The sequence below is a fragment of the Kitasatospora sp. NPDC028961 genome (assembly GCF_055564815.1).
Genome location: NZ_JBVHVO010000015.1, coordinates 1 through 15030, shown reverse-complemented (window position 1 = coordinate 15030; position 15030 = coordinate 1). Strand labels below are relative to the sequence as shown.

Annotated in this window: 13 protein-coding genes; 7 read left to right on the top strand and 6 right to left on the bottom strand. The window is 72.6% G+C overall.

Annotated elements, in window-relative coordinates; genetic code table 11:
• The first annotated feature begins 97 nt into the window (after positions 1-97).
• Both ACZ4UX_RS23935 and ACZ4UX_RS23930 read left to right on the top strand, forming a co-directional pair.
• Positions 98-754: a papain-like cysteine protease family protein gene (locus ACZ4UX_RS23935; RefSeq protein ID WP_352289935.1), complete on the top strand. Its 657-nt coding sequence runs from the start codon at positions 98-100 to the stop codon at positions 752-754.
• An 8-nt stretch (positions 755-762) separates the two neighbouring features.
• A complete protein-coding gene (locus ACZ4UX_RS23930; protein ID WP_465708178.1) occupies positions 763-1617 on the top strand; it encodes a hypothetical protein in 855 nt (284 codons plus the stop codon).
• A gap of 150 nt (positions 1618-1767) precedes the next feature.
• Here ACZ4UX_RS23930 and ACZ4UX_RS23925 read toward each other — a convergent pair whose 3' ends face one another.
• Both ACZ4UX_RS23925 and ACZ4UX_RS23920 read right to left on the bottom strand, forming a co-directional pair.
• Complete coding sequence (locus tag ACZ4UX_RS23925; protein ID WP_465708177.1) at positions 1768-2424, bottom strand: TetR family transcriptional regulator; 657 nt, start codon at positions 2422-2424, stop codon at positions 1768-1770.
• A gap of 8 nt (positions 2425-2432) precedes the next feature.
• The gene (locus ACZ4UX_RS23920) at positions 2433-4010 is read right to left on the bottom strand and encodes an MFS transporter (RefSeq protein WP_465708176.1); all 1578 of its coding nucleotides are present in this window, start codon (positions 4008-4010) and stop codon (positions 2433-2435) included.
• Positions 4011-4314: 304 nt separating this feature from the next.
• Here ACZ4UX_RS23920 and ACZ4UX_RS23915 point away from each other — a divergent pair, with 304 nt between their 5' ends.
• Positions 4315-5070, top strand: a complete 756-nt coding sequence (locus ACZ4UX_RS23915) for a hypothetical protein (RefSeq protein WP_465708175.1) — start codon at positions 4315-4317, stop codon at positions 5068-5070.
• Here the strand turns inward: ACZ4UX_RS23915 and trhA are convergent.
• Positions 5041-5724, bottom strand: a complete 684-nt coding sequence (trhA, locus tag ACZ4UX_RS23910; RefSeq protein WP_352289949.1) for a PAQR family membrane homeostasis protein TrhA — start codon at positions 5722-5724, stop codon at positions 5041-5043. The two genes, ACZ4UX_RS23915 and trhA, sit on opposite strands and share 30 nt — an antisense overlap.
• Positions 5725-6000: 276 nt before the next feature.
• Between trhA and ACZ4UX_RS23905 the strand changes: the two genes are divergently transcribed.
• On the top strand, positions 6001-7827 hold the full coding sequence (locus tag ACZ4UX_RS23905; RefSeq protein ID WP_352289952.1) for a phosphoenolpyruvate carboxykinase (GTP): 1827 nt from the start codon (positions 6001-6003) through the stop codon (positions 7825-7827).
• 227 nt (positions 7828-8054) lie between these two features.
• On the opposite strand, the gene ACZ4UX_RS23900 is transcribed toward ACZ4UX_RS23905, so the two are convergent.
• A complete protein-coding gene (locus ACZ4UX_RS23900; RefSeq protein WP_465708174.1) occupies positions 8055-9269 on the bottom strand; it encodes a pyridoxal phosphate-dependent aminotransferase in 1215 nt (404 codons plus the stop codon).
• Between the two features lie 99 nt (positions 9270-9368).
• Positions 9369-10127, bottom strand: a complete 759-nt coding sequence (locus ACZ4UX_RS23895; protein WP_465708173.1) for a hypothetical protein — start codon at positions 10125-10127, stop codon at positions 9369-9371.
• A 148-nt stretch (positions 10128-10275) separates the two neighbouring features.
• On the opposite strand from ACZ4UX_RS23895, the gene ACZ4UX_RS23890 reads away from it, so the two are divergent.
• A complete protein-coding gene (locus tag ACZ4UX_RS23890; protein WP_465708172.1) occupies positions 10276-10989 on the top strand; it encodes a prepilin peptidase in 714 nt (237 codons plus the stop codon).
• Positions 10990-11089: 100 nt separating this feature from the next.
• Here ACZ4UX_RS23890 and ACZ4UX_RS23885 read toward each other — a convergent pair whose 3' ends face one another.
• Complete coding sequence (locus ACZ4UX_RS23885) at positions 11090-12700, bottom strand: chitinase (protein WP_465708171.1); 1611 nt, start codon at positions 12698-12700, stop codon at positions 11090-11092.
• Between the two features lie 522 nt (positions 12701-13222).
• On the opposite strand from ACZ4UX_RS23885, the gene ACZ4UX_RS23880 reads away from it, so the two are divergent.
• Positions 13223-14017 (top strand): isoprenyl transferase, encoded by a 795-nt coding sequence (locus ACZ4UX_RS23880; protein ID WP_329489398.1) that lies wholly within the window; start codon positions 13223-13225, stop codon positions 14015-14017.
• 225 nt (positions 14018-14242) lie between these two features.
• A partial coding sequence (locus ACZ4UX_RS23875) for a PIN domain-containing protein (RefSeq protein WP_465708170.1) occupies positions 14243-15030 on the top strand: 788 nt, incomplete at its 3' end.

Here is a 15030-nt window from a genome sequence, read left to right as displayed (position 1 = left end):
GACCTGCTTCTGTCAACGGGGCGATGCTCGGTGGCGCGATCCGGACCGCACCCAGACGGAACCCCCACTCCTCTGTCGTGCAAGGAGAAACTCCCCCATGCCAGTTCCACGGATACGTCCGCGCCGCGCCGTCGCGGCGCTCGCGCTGGGCGTGCTCGGCCCGGCGCTCAGCGTCGCGGCGACCAGCCCCGCCTCGGCCGCGCCGGCCCCCACCGGTGCGTCCGCCCAGGTTCGTCCGGCCGCGGCGCCGGGCAGTACGGCCGATCTGGCCGGCACGTTCAAGAAGCTCAACATCACCATGCAGCAGCAACAGCAGACCAACTGGTGCTGGGCGGCGAGCGGCAACACCATCGCCACCTGGTTCGGGTACGACTACAGCCAGAACCAGTTCTGCAACGCCGCGTTCGGCCGCTCGTCCAACTCCAGCTGCCCCAACAGCCAGGCCACGCTGGGCGACGTGCAGAACGGTCTCAGCCGGGTCGGCATCAACCCCGGCTCGTACGTCACCGGGTACCTGCGCTACAGCACGGTGCAGACCGAGGTGAACGCCAACCGGCCGATCGAGACCCGGATCCAGTGGAGCTCCGGCGGTGGCCACATGCACGTGGTCTACGGCTACGACACCGGCAGCAACTGGGTGTACTGGGGCGACCCGTGGCCCTCCAACACCCGCTACAACTGGGCGGACTTCACCTACTACGTGTCCAACGGCACGTTCTCCTGGACCCACTCCCTGTACCGGATCGGCGCGTGAGGGCGGCCATGACCAGCATCCGTAACGCGGCCGTCGCCGTCCTGCTCGCCGCCGGTCTCGGTCTGGCCGTCACCCCGGCCGCCCAGGCGGACACCGCCGCGGACAGCCCCGCGGGCACCCCCGCCCCGGTCACCGCCGCCGACCTCGCGCAGGCCCGGGGCGCGGTCCAGGACCCGGCCGTCCTGGACCGGTTGGGCCACTTCTTCGCCCGCAAGGGCGTCCCGCCGACCCAGCAGCTCACCATCGGCGCGGCCGAGGAGGCGCGGGCGGCGAGCGCGACCGCGCCGAGCCTCTCGGGCGACACCGTGCCGGTCTACACCCTGGACGCCGGCTTCGTGGCCGGCGCCGCGGGCGCACCGGTCGCGACGGCCGAGTACACCGCCAGCAAGGCCGTCTCGGCGGACGGCCAGGTGGCCTCGGTCTGGACGGTCAAACAGGGTGACGGCTGGCGGGTGGTCAACATCGCCTCGGGCGGCGACGAGACCGACTACGCGGCGCGGGCGGCGGCCGGCGGTGGCGGGACGGCGTTCCGCGAACCGCAGCTCAACGCCTGGTACGTGCTGCGGGACGGCCGGGTGCTGCCGCTGGACGACGAGGCGCGGCGTTCGGTGGGCGGGTCCGGGGTGAGCCTGGCGGCCTACCAGCGGCTGGTCCACCAGCGGTACGGGGACAAGCTGCCCGGCTCGGCGTACGACCGGGCCGGCAAGGGCGGCGGCTACCAGCCGGACGCCACCGGGCAGGGGGCGGCCGCGGCGGACGGCGGCACGCTGCCGGCCGTCACGGCGGCGGCGGCCTTGGGCGCCACGGCGCTGGTGGGCGCGGGCCTCGCCCTACGGCGACGGGCGGGCGCCCGGCGCGGGTAGCGCGTCCATCGGATAGCGGGTCCACCGGATGGCGGGTCCGTCGGATAGCGGGTCCGCCGGACGACGAGTCCGTCGGACAGCGCGTCCATCGGGTGAGCGGCGGGGCCCGGCTCGGCGGCCGGGCCCCGCCGCGGCTTCGCCGGTGCGGCCCTAGAGGTCGGTGAAGCCGCGCTCCAGCACGGCGAAGGTGCGGTCGACCAGGTCGGCGATGTCCAGCTCGCCGTTGCTCTCGGCCCACCGCAGGACGGTCTCGCCGGTCGCCGCCCCCAGGGCGGCCGCGGTGACCCGCATCTCGAAGGTCGGCTCCTCGACGCCCCGGCGCCGGGTCAGGACGGCGAGGTAGAGGCGCTGCGGGTCGTTGGCGTTCTCGCGCATCCTGGCGCGCAGCGCGGGGACGTCGTGGATCAGCCGCAGGCGGGTGAGCAGCTCGTCGCGTTCGTCCTGGATCAGTGCGCGGATCAGGCCGACGATGGCCTCGCGGCAGGAGCGGAGAAACGGTTCGTCAGCGGGGCGGGCGAGCAGCGCGCTGACGATCGCCGGGTCGTACTCGTCGGTGAGGACGAGGTCCTCCTTGGTGGCGAAGTACCGGAAGAAGGTGGACTGCGAGACCTCGGCCGCCGCCGCGATCTGCTCCACGGTGGTGTTCTCGTAGCCCTGCGCGGCCATCAGCCGGTACGCCTCGCGGCGGATCGTCCGGCGGGTCCTCAGCTTCTTCCGTTCGCGCAGCGACAGCGGCGCCTCCAGCATCGCCCGGACCGCGTGGGCCGGGTCTGCCGGGGGCGCCGTGGTCGGCTGCGTTGCGCTCATACCTTCGATTATCCGTGATCGGCGACGGGGACGGCGGTGGTCTCCGGGGCGGGGCCGGCGCCGGTGCCCGGGCGCGGCTCGGCGCTCGGCATCCGCAGGGCGACCAGCACCGCCGAGAGCAGGGCGATCACCCCGGCGACGAGCAGGACGAGCGTCATCCCGTGCACGTAGGCGGCGTGGGCGGAGACCGTCAGGGCGCCGTCCCCGGAGGCGGCGGCCACCGCGTCGGCGGCGACCACCGACTGCCCGGCCCGGTGCGCGGCCTCGGCCGGGAGCGCGGCGGTGTCCAGCGCACCGCGGTAGGAGCCGGCCAGCATGCTGCCGAAGACGGCGACCCCGATCGCGCCGCCGACCTGGCGCAGCGTCTGCATCAGGCCGGAGCCGACCCCGGCCCGGGCCGGCGGCAGGGTGAGCAGGGCGGAGGCCTGGGCGGTGATCAGTGAGAGGCCCATGCCCAGGCCGAGCAGGGTGAGCCAGACGGCCGCCAGGCCGTAGCCGTCCAAGACGGAGGTGCGGCTGCCGAGCAGCAGGGCGGCGGCCAGCGAGGTGAGCCCGAGGGCGATCACCGCCCGGGGGCCGATCCGGGCGACCAGCCCCTCGCTGAGCTTGGCGGCCACCATCAGCCCGACCATCATCGGCATCAGCCGCAGACCGGTGCCGAAGGCGTCCGCGCCCAGCACGCTCTGGAAGTACAGCGGCAGGACGAAGAAGGCGCCGAAGAGCACCAGGGAGACCAGCGTCGCGGCCCCCGCGGCCCAGCGGAAGGTCGGGTCCGCGAGCAGGGTGAGGTCGAGCATCGGGGCGTGCTGGTGGCGGCTGCGCAGCACCAGGACGGTGAGGGCGACCAGCGAGCCGCCGATCATGCCGATCACCAGCGGGTCGGCCCAGCCGCGTTCGGGGCCCTCGATGATGCCGTAGGTCAGTGCGGCCAGACCGCCCGCGCCGAGGACGGTGGCGAGCACGTCGATCCGGGGTGCGGCGGGGTTGCGGGTCTCCGGCAGCAGCAGGACGCAGGCGACGATGCCGATCACCGTCAGCGGGACGTTGATCACGAAGATCGCACCCCACCAGAAGTGCTGCAGCAGGAAGCCGCCGATCAGCGGGCCGAGCGGGGTCCCGGCGGCGAGCGCGGCGGAGAGGATCGCGGTGGCGCGGCGCTGCTCGCCGGCCGGGAACAGACCGGGGATCACCGCCAGGGACATCGGCATCACCAGGGCGCCGGCCAGACCCATCGCCGCACGGGCGGCGACCAGGGTGCCGGGGCTGTCGGCGAGCATGCCGACCGCGGAGGCGAGGCCGAACAGGGCGAGGCCGGTGGTGAGGGTGCGGCGGCGGCCGAAGCGGTCCCCGAGCAGGCCGGCCGGGAGCATCGCGGCGGCGAAGACCACCGTGTAGGAGTCGACGATCCACTGCTGCTGTCCGGTGGTGGCCCGCAGCTGGGAGGCCAGGGTCGGCAGGGCCACGTTGAGGATCGTCATGTCGAAGCTGATGACCAGGACGCTCAGCGCGACGGCGACCAGCGCCAGCCAGCGCCGCGGATCGGGGCCGGGCGGAGCGGGCGGGGCGGGTACGGCGGGGGTGGTCACGGCGGCCTCCGGAGCCTTCGGGGGAGTGACTGTCAAATGACAGTAACTTCCAAAAGAGGGCGGCCGTCAATGTCGCGCGCCACCGCGAGTAGTCGTGACCCACCGTGACGTGTCCTGGAAGTGTGCTTTCCGCACAAGGAATTGACGCAACGTTGATCTGGCGTTCGCCGCCTCGGGAAGCCTTCGGGTGACGGACGGTAGATAGGATGTGGCAATCGGTCAGTGCTGGCCGAAGCGTGCCGAGAGCGAGAAGGGGTGGGGCGGCAGGAGCCGACCACGTGCCCGGCGCAGGAAGGGGAGTCGAATGGCCGGCAGGGAGTCGAGCGCCCAGATCTGGGGTGCGGCGGTGGTGGTGGTGTCCGCGCTGGCCGTGGTCGCGGCCTACCTGATCAACGGTGCCGTCCTGGTGCTGGGGGTCGCCGGGGTCGAGGTGCTGCTGCTGATGGTGTACGTCGGCCGGCGCTGGCAGCAGCTGCACCAGCAGGCCGGGTCGCGCGAGCGCCGTCCGGCGCGCCGGCACCGCCCGGGGCGCGGCCGGCCGGACCCGGCGCACTGCGAGCGCTGCCGCCGGGCGCGCGAGGCGCTGGACGCGCGGCAGGCCGGCTCCCGTCCGTACGGGGTGCGTGAGCAGCTGATCCGCGAGTACCCCGGCCGCGAGTACCCGGTGCGCGGGTTCCCGGCGCCGGAACGTCGGGCCCCCGGGCTCGCGGGCCACGACCACTCCGCCCCCGGGCTCGCGGGTCACGGCCACTCCGCCACGGGGTTCGCGGGTCATGACCACTCCGCCACGGGGTTCGCGGGTCATGACCACTCGGCCGCCGAGCTTCCGGGTCACGACCGTGCGGCCCGCGAGCGCGCCGCACGGGAGCGTCCGGGGGGCGAGCGCCCGGGGCACGAGCGCCCGGGGCACGACGGCGCGGCGCACGAGCGCGGGGACCGCCGGCCGGGCCGGCCGGGTCCGGAGTGGACAGCGGAACGGGCGGCCGCCCGGTCACTGGACCGGCCGACCGCCCGTCGTGGGGCGCCGGGTTCAGCGGGTCGCGCTGTACGCCACCAGTGAGACCCCGACGTACTGCACGATGAAGGCTCCGAGGGTGAACGCGTGGAACACCTCGTGGAAGCCGAACCAGCGCGGTGAGGGGTTGGGCCGCTTGAGCCCGTACACCACGCCGCCGACGCTGTAGAGCACCCCGCCGACGATCATCAGCACCAGCACCGCGACCCCGCCGGTGCGCAGGAAGTCCGGCAGGAAGAAGGCGGCGGCCCAGCCCAGCGCGATGTACACCGGCGTGTACAGCCAGCGCGGCGCGCCGACCCAGAAGACCCGGAACGCTATCCCCGCCAGCGCACCGCCCCAGACCGCCCAGAGCAGCACCTGCTGCGCGGCGCCGTCCAGCAGCAGGATGGTGAACGGGGTGTAGGTGCCCGCGATGATCAAGAAGATGTTCGCGTGGTCGAGGCGGCGCAGCACGGCGTCGCCTCGCGGCCCCCAGGTGAAGCGGTGGTAGACCGCGCTGACCCCGAACAGCAGCCAGGCGCTGACCGAGTAGATCGCGCAGGCGATCTTGGCGGGCGTGGAGTCGGCCAGGCAGATCAGCACGATCCCGGCGGCCACCGTGGCGGGGAACATCCCGGCGTGCAGCCAGCCGCGCCAACTCGGCTTGATCTCCACGCGCTCCGTGCTCTCCAGGAGCTCAGCAGTCATGGGCAGCATGCTACCTGCTACCTACGGCTCCGTAGGTTACTGACGCGTAGGAAGTGGTCCTCATCACTACTTGGACGTTTTGGAGTGTTCGGGGGTCGGTCGGGTCGGGCTCGGGTCGGCCGAAGGAGCCGGATTACCAACAAGTAACCAGACTGAATGTAGTAAAAGATGAGTCAATTTCACCGTTGCGCCGTGTTCTGGGCTTGAGGCCGGAGCTACGCTGCAAGCACCCTCAAACCCCCGCTACGCCGTCTCCGTGCCGAGATGGCGTGAAACGGAGCGATCGTGTCGTACGAGAACCTCGCTCTCAGCGCATCCGCGCCCACCCGTCACAAGCGCCTGCTGGCCTGGGTGAGCGAGATCGCCGAGCTCACCCAGCCGGCCCGCATCGAGTGGTGTGACGGGTCCGAGGAGGAGTACCAGCGCCTCGCGGACCTGCTGGTCGCTCAGGGCACCTTCAGGAAGCTCGACGAGAAGAAGCGCCCCAACTCCTACTACGCCGCCTCGGACCCCACGGACGTGGCGCGCGTCGAGGACCGCACCTACATCTGCTCCGAGCAGGAGAAGGACGCCGGTCCGACCAACAACTGGAAGGCCCCCGCCGAGATGCGGGAGGTCTTCCAGGGCGAGAACGGTCTCTTCCGCGGCTCGATGAAGGGGCGCACGATGTACGTCGTGCCCTTCTCGATGGGCCCGGTCGGCTCCCCGCTGGCCGCGTACGGCGTCGAGATCACCGACTCCGCCTACGTCGCCGTGTCGATGCGCGTGATGACCCGCATGGGCCGGGCCGTGATCGACCAGCTGGGCGAGGACGGCGAGTTCGTCAAGGCCGTGCACACCGTCGGCGCGCCGCTCGCCGAGGGCGAGGCGGACGTCGCCTGGCCGTGCAACAGCACCAAGTACATCTCGCACTTCCCGGAGACCCGCGAGATCTGGTCCTTCGGCTCCGGCTACGGCGGCAACGCCCTGCTCGGCAAGAAGTGCTACGCGCTGCGGATCGCCTCCACGATGGCACGTGACGAGGGCTGGCTGGCCGAGCACATGCTCGTCCTCAAGCTCACCCCGCCGACCGGCGAGGCCACGTACGTCGCGGCGGCCTTCCCCTCCGCCTGCGGCAAGACCAACCTCGCCATGCTCCAGCCCACCATCCCGGGCTGGAAGGTCGAGACGATCGGCGACGACATCGCCTGGATGCGCTTCGGCGCCGACGGCCGGCTCTACGCCATCAACCCCGAGGCCGGCTTCTTCGGCGTCGCGCCCGGCACCGGCGTCGACACCAACGCCAACGCCATCGAGACCCTCTGGGGCAACACCGTCTACACCAACGTCGCGCTGACCGACGACGGTGACGTCTGGTGGGAGGGCCTGACCGAGGAGCCCCCGGCGCACCTCACCGACTGGCGCGGCAACGACTGGACGCCGGAGTCCGGCACCCCGGCGGCCCACCCCAACGCCCGGTTCGCCGTCCCGGCCGCGCAGTGCCCGACCATCGCCCCCGAGTGGGAGGACCCGGCGGGCGTGCCGATCTCGGCGATCCTGTTCGGCGGCCGCCGCGCCACCGCCGTCCCGCTGGTGACGGAGTCCTTCGACTGGCAGCACGGCGTCTTCCTGGGCGCGAACATCGCCTCCGAGAAGACCGCCGCCGCCGAGGGCACCGTCGGCGAGCTGCGCCGCGACCCGTTCGCGATGCTGCCGTTCTGCGGCTACAACATGGGCGACTACTTCGCCCACTGGCTGAAGGTCGGCGCCCAGGCGGACGCCGCCAAGCTGCCGAAGATCTACTACGTGAACTGGTTCCGCAAGAACAGCGAGGGCTCGTTCGTCTGGCCCGGCTACGGCGAGAACAGCCGCGTGCTGAAGTGGATCGTCGAGCGCCTGCAGGGCACCGGCGAGGGCGTCGAGACCCCGATCGGCGTGCTGCCGACCGTCGAGGGCTTCGACCTGGACGGCCTGGACCTCTCCGAGGCCGACCGGGAGCTGCTGTTCACCGTGGACGCCGACATCTGGCGTCAGGAGGCCGCGCTCGTCCCGGCCCACCTGGAGCTCTTCGGCTCCCACACGCCCACCGAGCTGTGGGACGAGTACCGAGACCTGGTCGCCCGCCTCGGCTGAGCCTGAGCCTCAGCCCGGCGAGTAGTGGTGGGTGCGTGGCACGAATCGCGCACCCACCGAGCGACAGGACGGCCGGAGTTCCGCGGACGATCTTTCCCCGACCAAGGAGATCGTCCGGACCGGGACTCCGGCCGTAGCTTTTCCCGGACCGGACCGGACCGGACCGGACCGCACCGCGACGGCCAGCCGGACCGGACCGACCGCGACGGCCTGACCGTCCGGGCCCGCTACGGCTGGGTGTAGCCGCCGAGGAAGTCGCCGATCCGGGTGACGGCGTCGGTGATCTCCTCGGCCCGGGGCAGCGTGACCAGGCGGAAGTGGTCCGGCTCGGGCCAGTTGAAGCCGGTGCCCTGGACCAGCAGGATGCGTTCGGCGCGCAGCAGGTCCAGCACCATCTGGGCGTCGTCCTTGATCTTGTAGACCTTCGGGTCCAGCCGGGGGAACGCGTAGAGCGCGCCCTTCGGCTTGACGCAGCTGACCCCCGGGATGTCGTTGAGCAGCCGGTACGCGGCGTCGCGGGACTCCAGCAGCCGGCCGCCGGGCAGCACCAGGTCCTTGATCGACTGTCGGCCGCCGAGCGCCGCGGCCACCGCGTGCTGGGCCGGCATGTTGGCGCACAGGCGCATCGAGGCGAGCACGGTCAGGCCCTCGATGTAGCTGCGGGCGCGTTGCCGGTCGCCGGAGAGCACCATCCAGCCGGAGCGGAAGCCCGCCACCCGGTACGCCTTGGAGAGCCCGTTGAAGGTGACGCAGAACAGGTCGGGGGCGAGCGTGGCCAGCGGGACGTGCTCGGCGTCGTCGTAGAGGATCTTGTCGTAGATCTCGTCCGCGTAGACCACCAGCTTGTGCCGGCGGGCGATCTCGACCAGGCCCTCCAGGACCTCGCGCGGGTAGACCGCGCCGGTCGGGTTGTTCGGGTTGATCACCACGATCGCCCTGGTCCGGTCGGTGACCTTGGCCTCGATGTCGGCGAGGTCCGGGTACCACTCGGACTGCTCGTCGCAGCGGTAGTGCACGGCGGTGCCGCCGGCCAGCGAGACGGAGGCCGTCCAGAGCGGGTAGTCCGGCGCCGGGACGAGCACCTCGTCGCCGTCGTCGAGCAGGGCGGTCATCGCCAGCTGGATCAGCTCGGAGACGCCGTTGCCGAGGAAGACGTCCTCGACGGTGAGGCCGTGCAGCCCGCGCTCCTCGTAGTGCATCACCACGGCCCGGCGGGCGGCGAGCAGGCCCTTGGAGTCGCCGTACCCGTGCGCGGAGGAGAGGTTGCGCAGGATGTCCTGGAGGATCTCCGGGGGCGCGTCGAAGCCGAAGACGGCGGGGTTGCCGGTGTTGAGCTTCAGGATGCGGTGGCCCTGCTCCTCCAGCCGCATCGCCTCGTCGAGCACCGGGCCGCGGATGTCGTAGCAGACGTTGGCGAGCTTGCTGGACTGGATGACCTGCATGCCTGCCTACTTTAGGGGTATCCCGGGCCGGTCCGGCGCGTGTGCGGGGACACGCGCCGGACCGCCCTCAGGGCCCCCTTCGAACGGCAGGCGGAGCTGTCAGCCGGCCTTCCAGATCAGGGGCTCGGTGTCCAGAACGCTGCCGAAGACGAGGAACTTCGGCGGGGTGTTGGTCGGAACGAGATAGACCGCACACTGCTGCTGGGTCTGGCCGTCCGCCAGGGTGCCGGGCTTCTTGCCGGAGTCGCACTGCGGGATCGACTTCAGGACGGTCGGCGCGGGCAGCACCCCGCCGGTGGGGGCGGTGTCCGACTTCACCTTGAACCGCATCATGAAGTACTCGTCGGTGAGCGGGCCACCGGTGCGGTTGGTGAACGAGACGGTCACGTAGTACGGCGTCTTGCCGTCGAGCTCGGCCGGCTTGAAGTTGTACGGCGCGACCTCGGCCGCGGTGCCCTTGACCACCGAGACCGGGGTGACGTCGGCCTTGGTCTTGCCCAGGTAGCTGCCGGTGGCGGTGGTCGCCAGCGGGTTGTCGTAGCCGATCTTCCCGCTGCCGGCGCCGCCGCCGGCGCCCCCGATCGGGTTCCCGCTGGTGGCGGCGGACGGGACGGCGTTCGGCGTGTTGCCCCCGGCGCCCGCCGTGCCGGCCGTACCGCCGGCGCCCGCGGTGCCGGCGGAGCCGCCGGTGGCCGAGGGTGCCCCGGCGGCGCCCGGCGCGGTGGTGGCGGCGCTCGCGCCCGCGGCGCCCGCCGCGCCCGCGGCCGGGTCGTCGTTCTCCGGCCCGCAGGCGGTCAGCAGCAGCGTCAGCGCGGCGAGCGGGACGGCGGCGCGCAGCGCGTTCTGAGTGTTGGTCACAGTGGTTCCCCGTGGATGATGTGGTCGGTGCGGCGCCGGAATGCGGATGTGGCGCCGCGAGGTCGGACGCCGGCGAGTGCCGGGCGGTTCCCGGGGAACCGTACCGGTGCCCGGGGACAGTGACCGACGGTGGACGAGAGGGGGAGCCGTGATCGCGGCCGTGCTCGGGGCGGTGCTGGGCGGCCTGCTGGTGGCGCCCGCGCTGCGGGGTCTGGTGGTGCGTTACGCCGTGCCGGAGGGCGGGCCGTGGTGCACCCGGTGCCCGGCGTGCGAGCGGCAGTTGCGCGGTCTGCCGCCCGGCGGGCGCTGCCCGGGCTGCCGGGAGCGGCTGGGGCCGGGGGCCTGGCAGGTGGAGGCGGTGACCGTCGCGGTGGCGGCGGCCGCGCTGTCGGCGGCGCACCCGGCTGACGCGGTGCTGCTGCTCTGGGCGGCCGGCCCGGGCGTGGTGCTCGGCTTCACCGACGCCCGGGTGCGGCGGCTGCCGTACCCGCTGAGCTGGGCGCTGGCGGCCGGCCTGGCCGCGCTGCTGGTGGTGGTGGAGCTGGCGGCCGGCAGTCCGGGTGTGCTGCTGCGCTGTCTGCTGGTGGCGCTCGCGGCCGCCGCGCTGTTCGAACTGCCCGGCTGGATCGGTCTGATGGGCCCGGGGGACACCGTGCTGGCGCTCGGCCTGGGCGCGCTGCTCGGCCGGTACGGCTGGTCGGCCGCGTTCACCGGGCTCTTCGCGGCCTCGGTGCTGGCCGGGCTCTGGGCGGTGGTCCGGGCGGTGGCGGCCCTGGCGCGGCGGCGGCCGGTGCGCGGGCTGGAGCTGCCGATGGGCCCGTTCCTGCTGCTCGGCACCCTGGCCGCGGTCCTGCTGCGGTAGGAGGAGGGGGACGAGCGGGGCCCGCCGTACCGGTCCGGTACGACGGGCCCCGCCGTCGGCGCGCGAGCCCCACCCTCAAGGAGCGGCGCGCCGGGGGGAGTTACGGCATCTGGTGGACGAACGGGCCGACCGCGTTGGAGAAGGCGTTCCCGTTGTTGGCGTCCCAGTTGGTGGACCAGGTCATCGCGCCGCGGATGGTGGGCCACTTGGCCGGCGGGACGAAGCTGCCGCAGTTCCTGCCGGTGGCCAGGCAGTCCAGCGCGTTGTTCACCACGGTCGGCGAGACGTAGCCGCCGCCGGCCGCCTTGCTGGAGGCCGGGACGCCGATGCCGACCTGGTCGGGCCGCAGGCCGCCCTGGATCTGGGTGCAGACCTGCGCGGTGATGAAGTCGATGGTGCCCTGGTTGTAGACCTTGCCGTCGCAGCCGTTCATGCCGCCCGAGTTGTAGAACTGGGTGTTGACGACGGTCAGGATGTCCTTGGTGTTCAGCGCCAGCTGGAAGTAGGCACCGGCGGTGCTGTACATCCCGATGGTCTCCGGGGCCATCGTCAGGATGAAGCTCGAGCCGACCTTGGCCTGCAGGCTGTGCAGCGCGTTCCCGAGGTAGGTCGGGTTGACGCCGTTCTCCAGGTCGACGTCGATGCCGTCGAAGCCGTAGTCCTTGATGATCGCGTAGGCGCTGTCGGTGAACGCGGCCGCCGCGGCGGCGTCACCCACGCTGATCGCGCCGTTCTGGCCGCCGATCGAGAGGACGACCTTCTTGCCGGCCGCCTGCTTGGCCTTCAGGTCGGCGCGGAACTGCGCGTCGGTGTAGCCGCCGAGGGCCTTGGCGAGCCCCGGGTCGAGGGTGAAGCTGATCGCCCCGCCCCTGGTCGGCACGGCGTCGGCGAAGGAGACCGCGATGATGTCGTAGGCGCTCTGGACGTCGCTCAGCTTCTGGACGGTCGCGCCGTTGTCGAAGTTGTGCCAGTAGCCGGTGACCACGTGCTTCGGCAGGCCGGTGACCGGCGGGGCGGTGGTGGTCGCGGTCGCCGTGGGCGTCGGCGTGGCGGTCTGGGTCGGGGTGGCGGTCGCCGTGGGGGTGGCGGTCGCGGTCGGCGTCGCGGTGGCCGTGGGCGACGCGGTGGCGGTCGGCGTGGCGGTGGGCGTCGCGGTCGGGCTCGGCGTGGAGGTGCCGCCGGGGCCGCTCAGCGTGATGTCGTCCGCGAGGTAGGCGCTCTGGCCGTACCAGCCGTGCACGAACAGCGTGACGTTCTTGACGTTCGCGCCGGTGGTGAAGGTGGAGGAGAGCTGGTTCCAGCTGTTCTGGTTGGACCAGCTGCTCGGGTCGGTGCCGCCGGTGCCGCGCGCGCCGAGGTAGACGTACGGGCCCTGGACCCAGGCACTCAGGGTGTAGCTGGTGTTGGGCAGCACGCTGATGGTCTGGGTGCACTCGGCGGTGTCCCCGGCGCCCGGCGTGGCCTGCAGCGCGCCGGTGCCGGAGTGGACCGGAGTGGAGACGGTGCCCGCGGCGCCGGTACAGACCCAGCCGGCGGTCGAACCGGAGTCGAAGCCGCCGTTGGAGACCAGGTTGCCGGCGGCCGCGCTGGCGCCGCCGGCGAAGAGGGCGAGGCCGCTGCCGGCGAGGGCGAGGGCGGTGGCACCGGCGGCGAGGGCCGGAAGGGTGCTGCGCCGGCGCTTGTGCGCGGGCTGGTTCAGCGTACGGGCCATGGAGGTGCGCTCCTGGGGGAGGAGCGGCCGCCGCGGTGGGGGGCGCGGCGGCCGCGTGTGGGGGAGGGCTCCCGCCGGGCCGACGGGCGTGCCCGGGCCGAGGACGACGGACGGTCGGCGGTGTGGGAGCACCGGAGCGAGGAGCGTCGTGTTCGGTTCGGGAACGCCCGGGGGCGAGGAGGGAATTGCGTCCGCAGTACTGCCTCGGATGGGGCGGCGGTGGTGCGTGTTCCGCCCTGGGTCACAAGCTGGACTAGACCATTGGTGGTCGTCAAGCATTGAACCGTCGGCTTACGGATTCTTTAAGGAACCGGATACCGTTCCGTATCCGGAGCCCCGGGAGCCACCGGGCGCTCGCGCGGGTGTGTTCCGGCCACTCCCGCCACGCGGCCCCCGACGCGCTCCGCACAGGACTGTGACCGGACTGCTACCTGCGGCTTTACCCACTGCCTCCGGGCCGGAGTAGGCTGCGCCGGGGGTTGTGACGTCCCCCGGTGAATGAGTACGGAGGGGCCGAAAACCATGGGTCTGCGCGATGTCGTCGAACGCACGCCGGGTCTGCGCACCCTGCTGGACGGTATGTACGGCCTCTACGGTCGCCGGGTCGAGGTGCACCTCGCCCGGACCCCCCATCACATCGGCGTGATCCTCGACGGCAACCGCCGCTGGGCCAAGGCGACCGGCGGCTCCACCGCCTACGGCCACCAGCGCGGCGCCGACAAGATCAGCGAGTTCCTCGGCTGGTGCGACGAGACCCACGTCAAGGTCGTCACGCTCTGGATGCTCTCCACCGACAACCTCTCCCGGCCGGCCGACGAGCTCGTCCCGCTGCTCGGGATCATCGAGGACGCCGTCACCGGCCTGGCCGCCGCCCGCCGCTGGCGGGTCAACCCGGTCGGCGCGCTGGACCTGCTCCCGCAGCACACCGCGGACGTGCTCAAGCGGGCCGCCGACGAGACCGCCGGGATCGACGGGATCACCGTGAACGTCGCCGTGGGGTACGGCGGTCGGCACGAGATCGCCGACGCCGTCCGCTCGCTGCTCCAGGAGCACGCCGGGCGCGGCACCTCGATCGAGGAACTGGCCGAAATCCTCGACGTCGAGCACATCGCCGAGCACCTCTACACCAAGGGCCAGCCCGACCCGGACCTGGTCATCCGCACCTCGGGCGAGCAGCGGCTCTCCGGCTTCCTGCTCTGGCAGAGCGCGCACAGCGAGTTCTACTTCTGCGAGGCCTACTGGCCCGCCTTCCGGAAGGTCGACTTCCTCCGGGCACTGCGCGCGTACGAGGAGCGCCACCGGCGGATGGGGCTCTGACGCCCACCGGCCCCCACCCGCCCCCGCCGACCCCCCAGTAGGGCTGGAGTACCCGGCGGCGGCGCGAGGCCAAACGTTCACCGGCAATGATCCGTCAGTTCGCCGAGTGCGTGAATGCACCGCCCCTCGCCTGGGAATACTCCGAGCAGACCGGCCCCGAGGCCACCGGGGCAGCGGGGGCCGGCTTGCCGCGGATGACGCAGGGTCATCCGCTCTGGAGGCCTAGTGGTCAGTTCCAAGAGCCGCCGGACACCAGACCGGCGGACCTACGTTCTCGACACCAGCGTGCTTCTGGCGGACCCGCTCGCCATGACCCGCTTCGAGGAGCACGAGGTCGTCCTGCCGGTGGTCGTGGTCACCGAGCTGGAAGCCAAGCGGCACCACCCGGAGCTGGGCTACTTCGCCCGCCAGGCGCTGCGGCTGCTCGACGACTACCGCATCCGTTTCGGCCGGCTCGACGAGCCGATCCCGGTCGGGGAGCTCGGCGGCACCATCCGGGTCGAGCTGAACCACTCCGACCTGTCGATACTGCCGGTCGGCTACCGGTCCGCGGGCGGTGAGGCGGACAGCCGGATCCTGGCGGTGGCCCGCAACCTGCAGGCCGAGGGGTACGACGTCACCGTCGTCTCCAAGGACCTGCCGCTGCGGATCAAGGCCAGTTCGGTCGGCCTGCTCGCCGAGGAGTACCGGGCCGAGCTGGCGATCACCTCCGGGTGGACCGGCATGGCCGAGCTGCACGTCCCCGCCGACCAGGTGGACGCGCTGTTCGCGGCCGGCCACGACGCCGCGGTGGACGTCGAGGGCGCGGCGGAGCTGCCCGTCCACACCGGACTGGTGCTCGGCTCCGAGCGAGGCCGGGCGCTGGGCCGGGTCACCGGCGACGGCCGGGTGCGGCTGGTGCGCGGCGAGCGCGAGGCGTTCGGGCTGCGCGGGCGCAGTGCCGAGCAGCGGGTGGCGCTGGACCTGCTGCTCGATCCGGAGGTGGGCATCGTCTCGATGGGCGGGCGGGCCGG

Excerpts from the sequence above, each read along its gene's own strand:
- ACZ4UX_RS23935 (WP_352289935.1), top strand. The coding sequence starts at position 98 with ATGCCAGTTCCACGGATACGTCCGCGCCGCGCCGTCGCGGCGCTCGCG.
- ACZ4UX_RS23930 (WP_465708178.1), top strand. The coding sequence starts at position 763 with ATGACCAGCATCCGTAACGCGGCCGTCGCCGTCCTGCTCGCCGCCGGT.
- ACZ4UX_RS23925 (WP_465708177.1), bottom strand. The coding sequence starts at position 2,424 with ATGAGCGCAACGCAGCCGACCACGGCGCCCCCGGCAGACCCGGCCCAC.
- ACZ4UX_RS23915 (WP_465708175.1), top strand. The coding sequence starts at position 4,315 with ATGGCCGGCAGGGAGTCGAGCGCCCAGATCTGGGGTGCGGCGGTGGTG.
- trhA (WP_352289949.1), bottom strand. The coding sequence starts at position 5,724 with ATGCTGCCCATGACTGCTGAGCTCCTGGAGAGCACGGAGCGCGTGGAG.
- ACZ4UX_RS23900 (WP_465708174.1), bottom strand. The coding sequence starts at position 9,269 with ATGCAGGTCATCCAGTCCAGCAAGCTCGCCAACGTCTGCTACGACATC.
- ACZ4UX_RS23885 (WP_465708171.1), bottom strand. The coding sequence starts at position 12,700 with ATGGCCCGTACGCTGAACCAGCCCGCGCACAAGCGCCGGCGCAGCACC.
- ACZ4UX_RS23880 (WP_329489398.1), top strand. The coding sequence starts at position 13,223 with ATGGGTCTGCGCGATGTCGTCGAACGCACGCCGGGTCTGCGCACCCTG.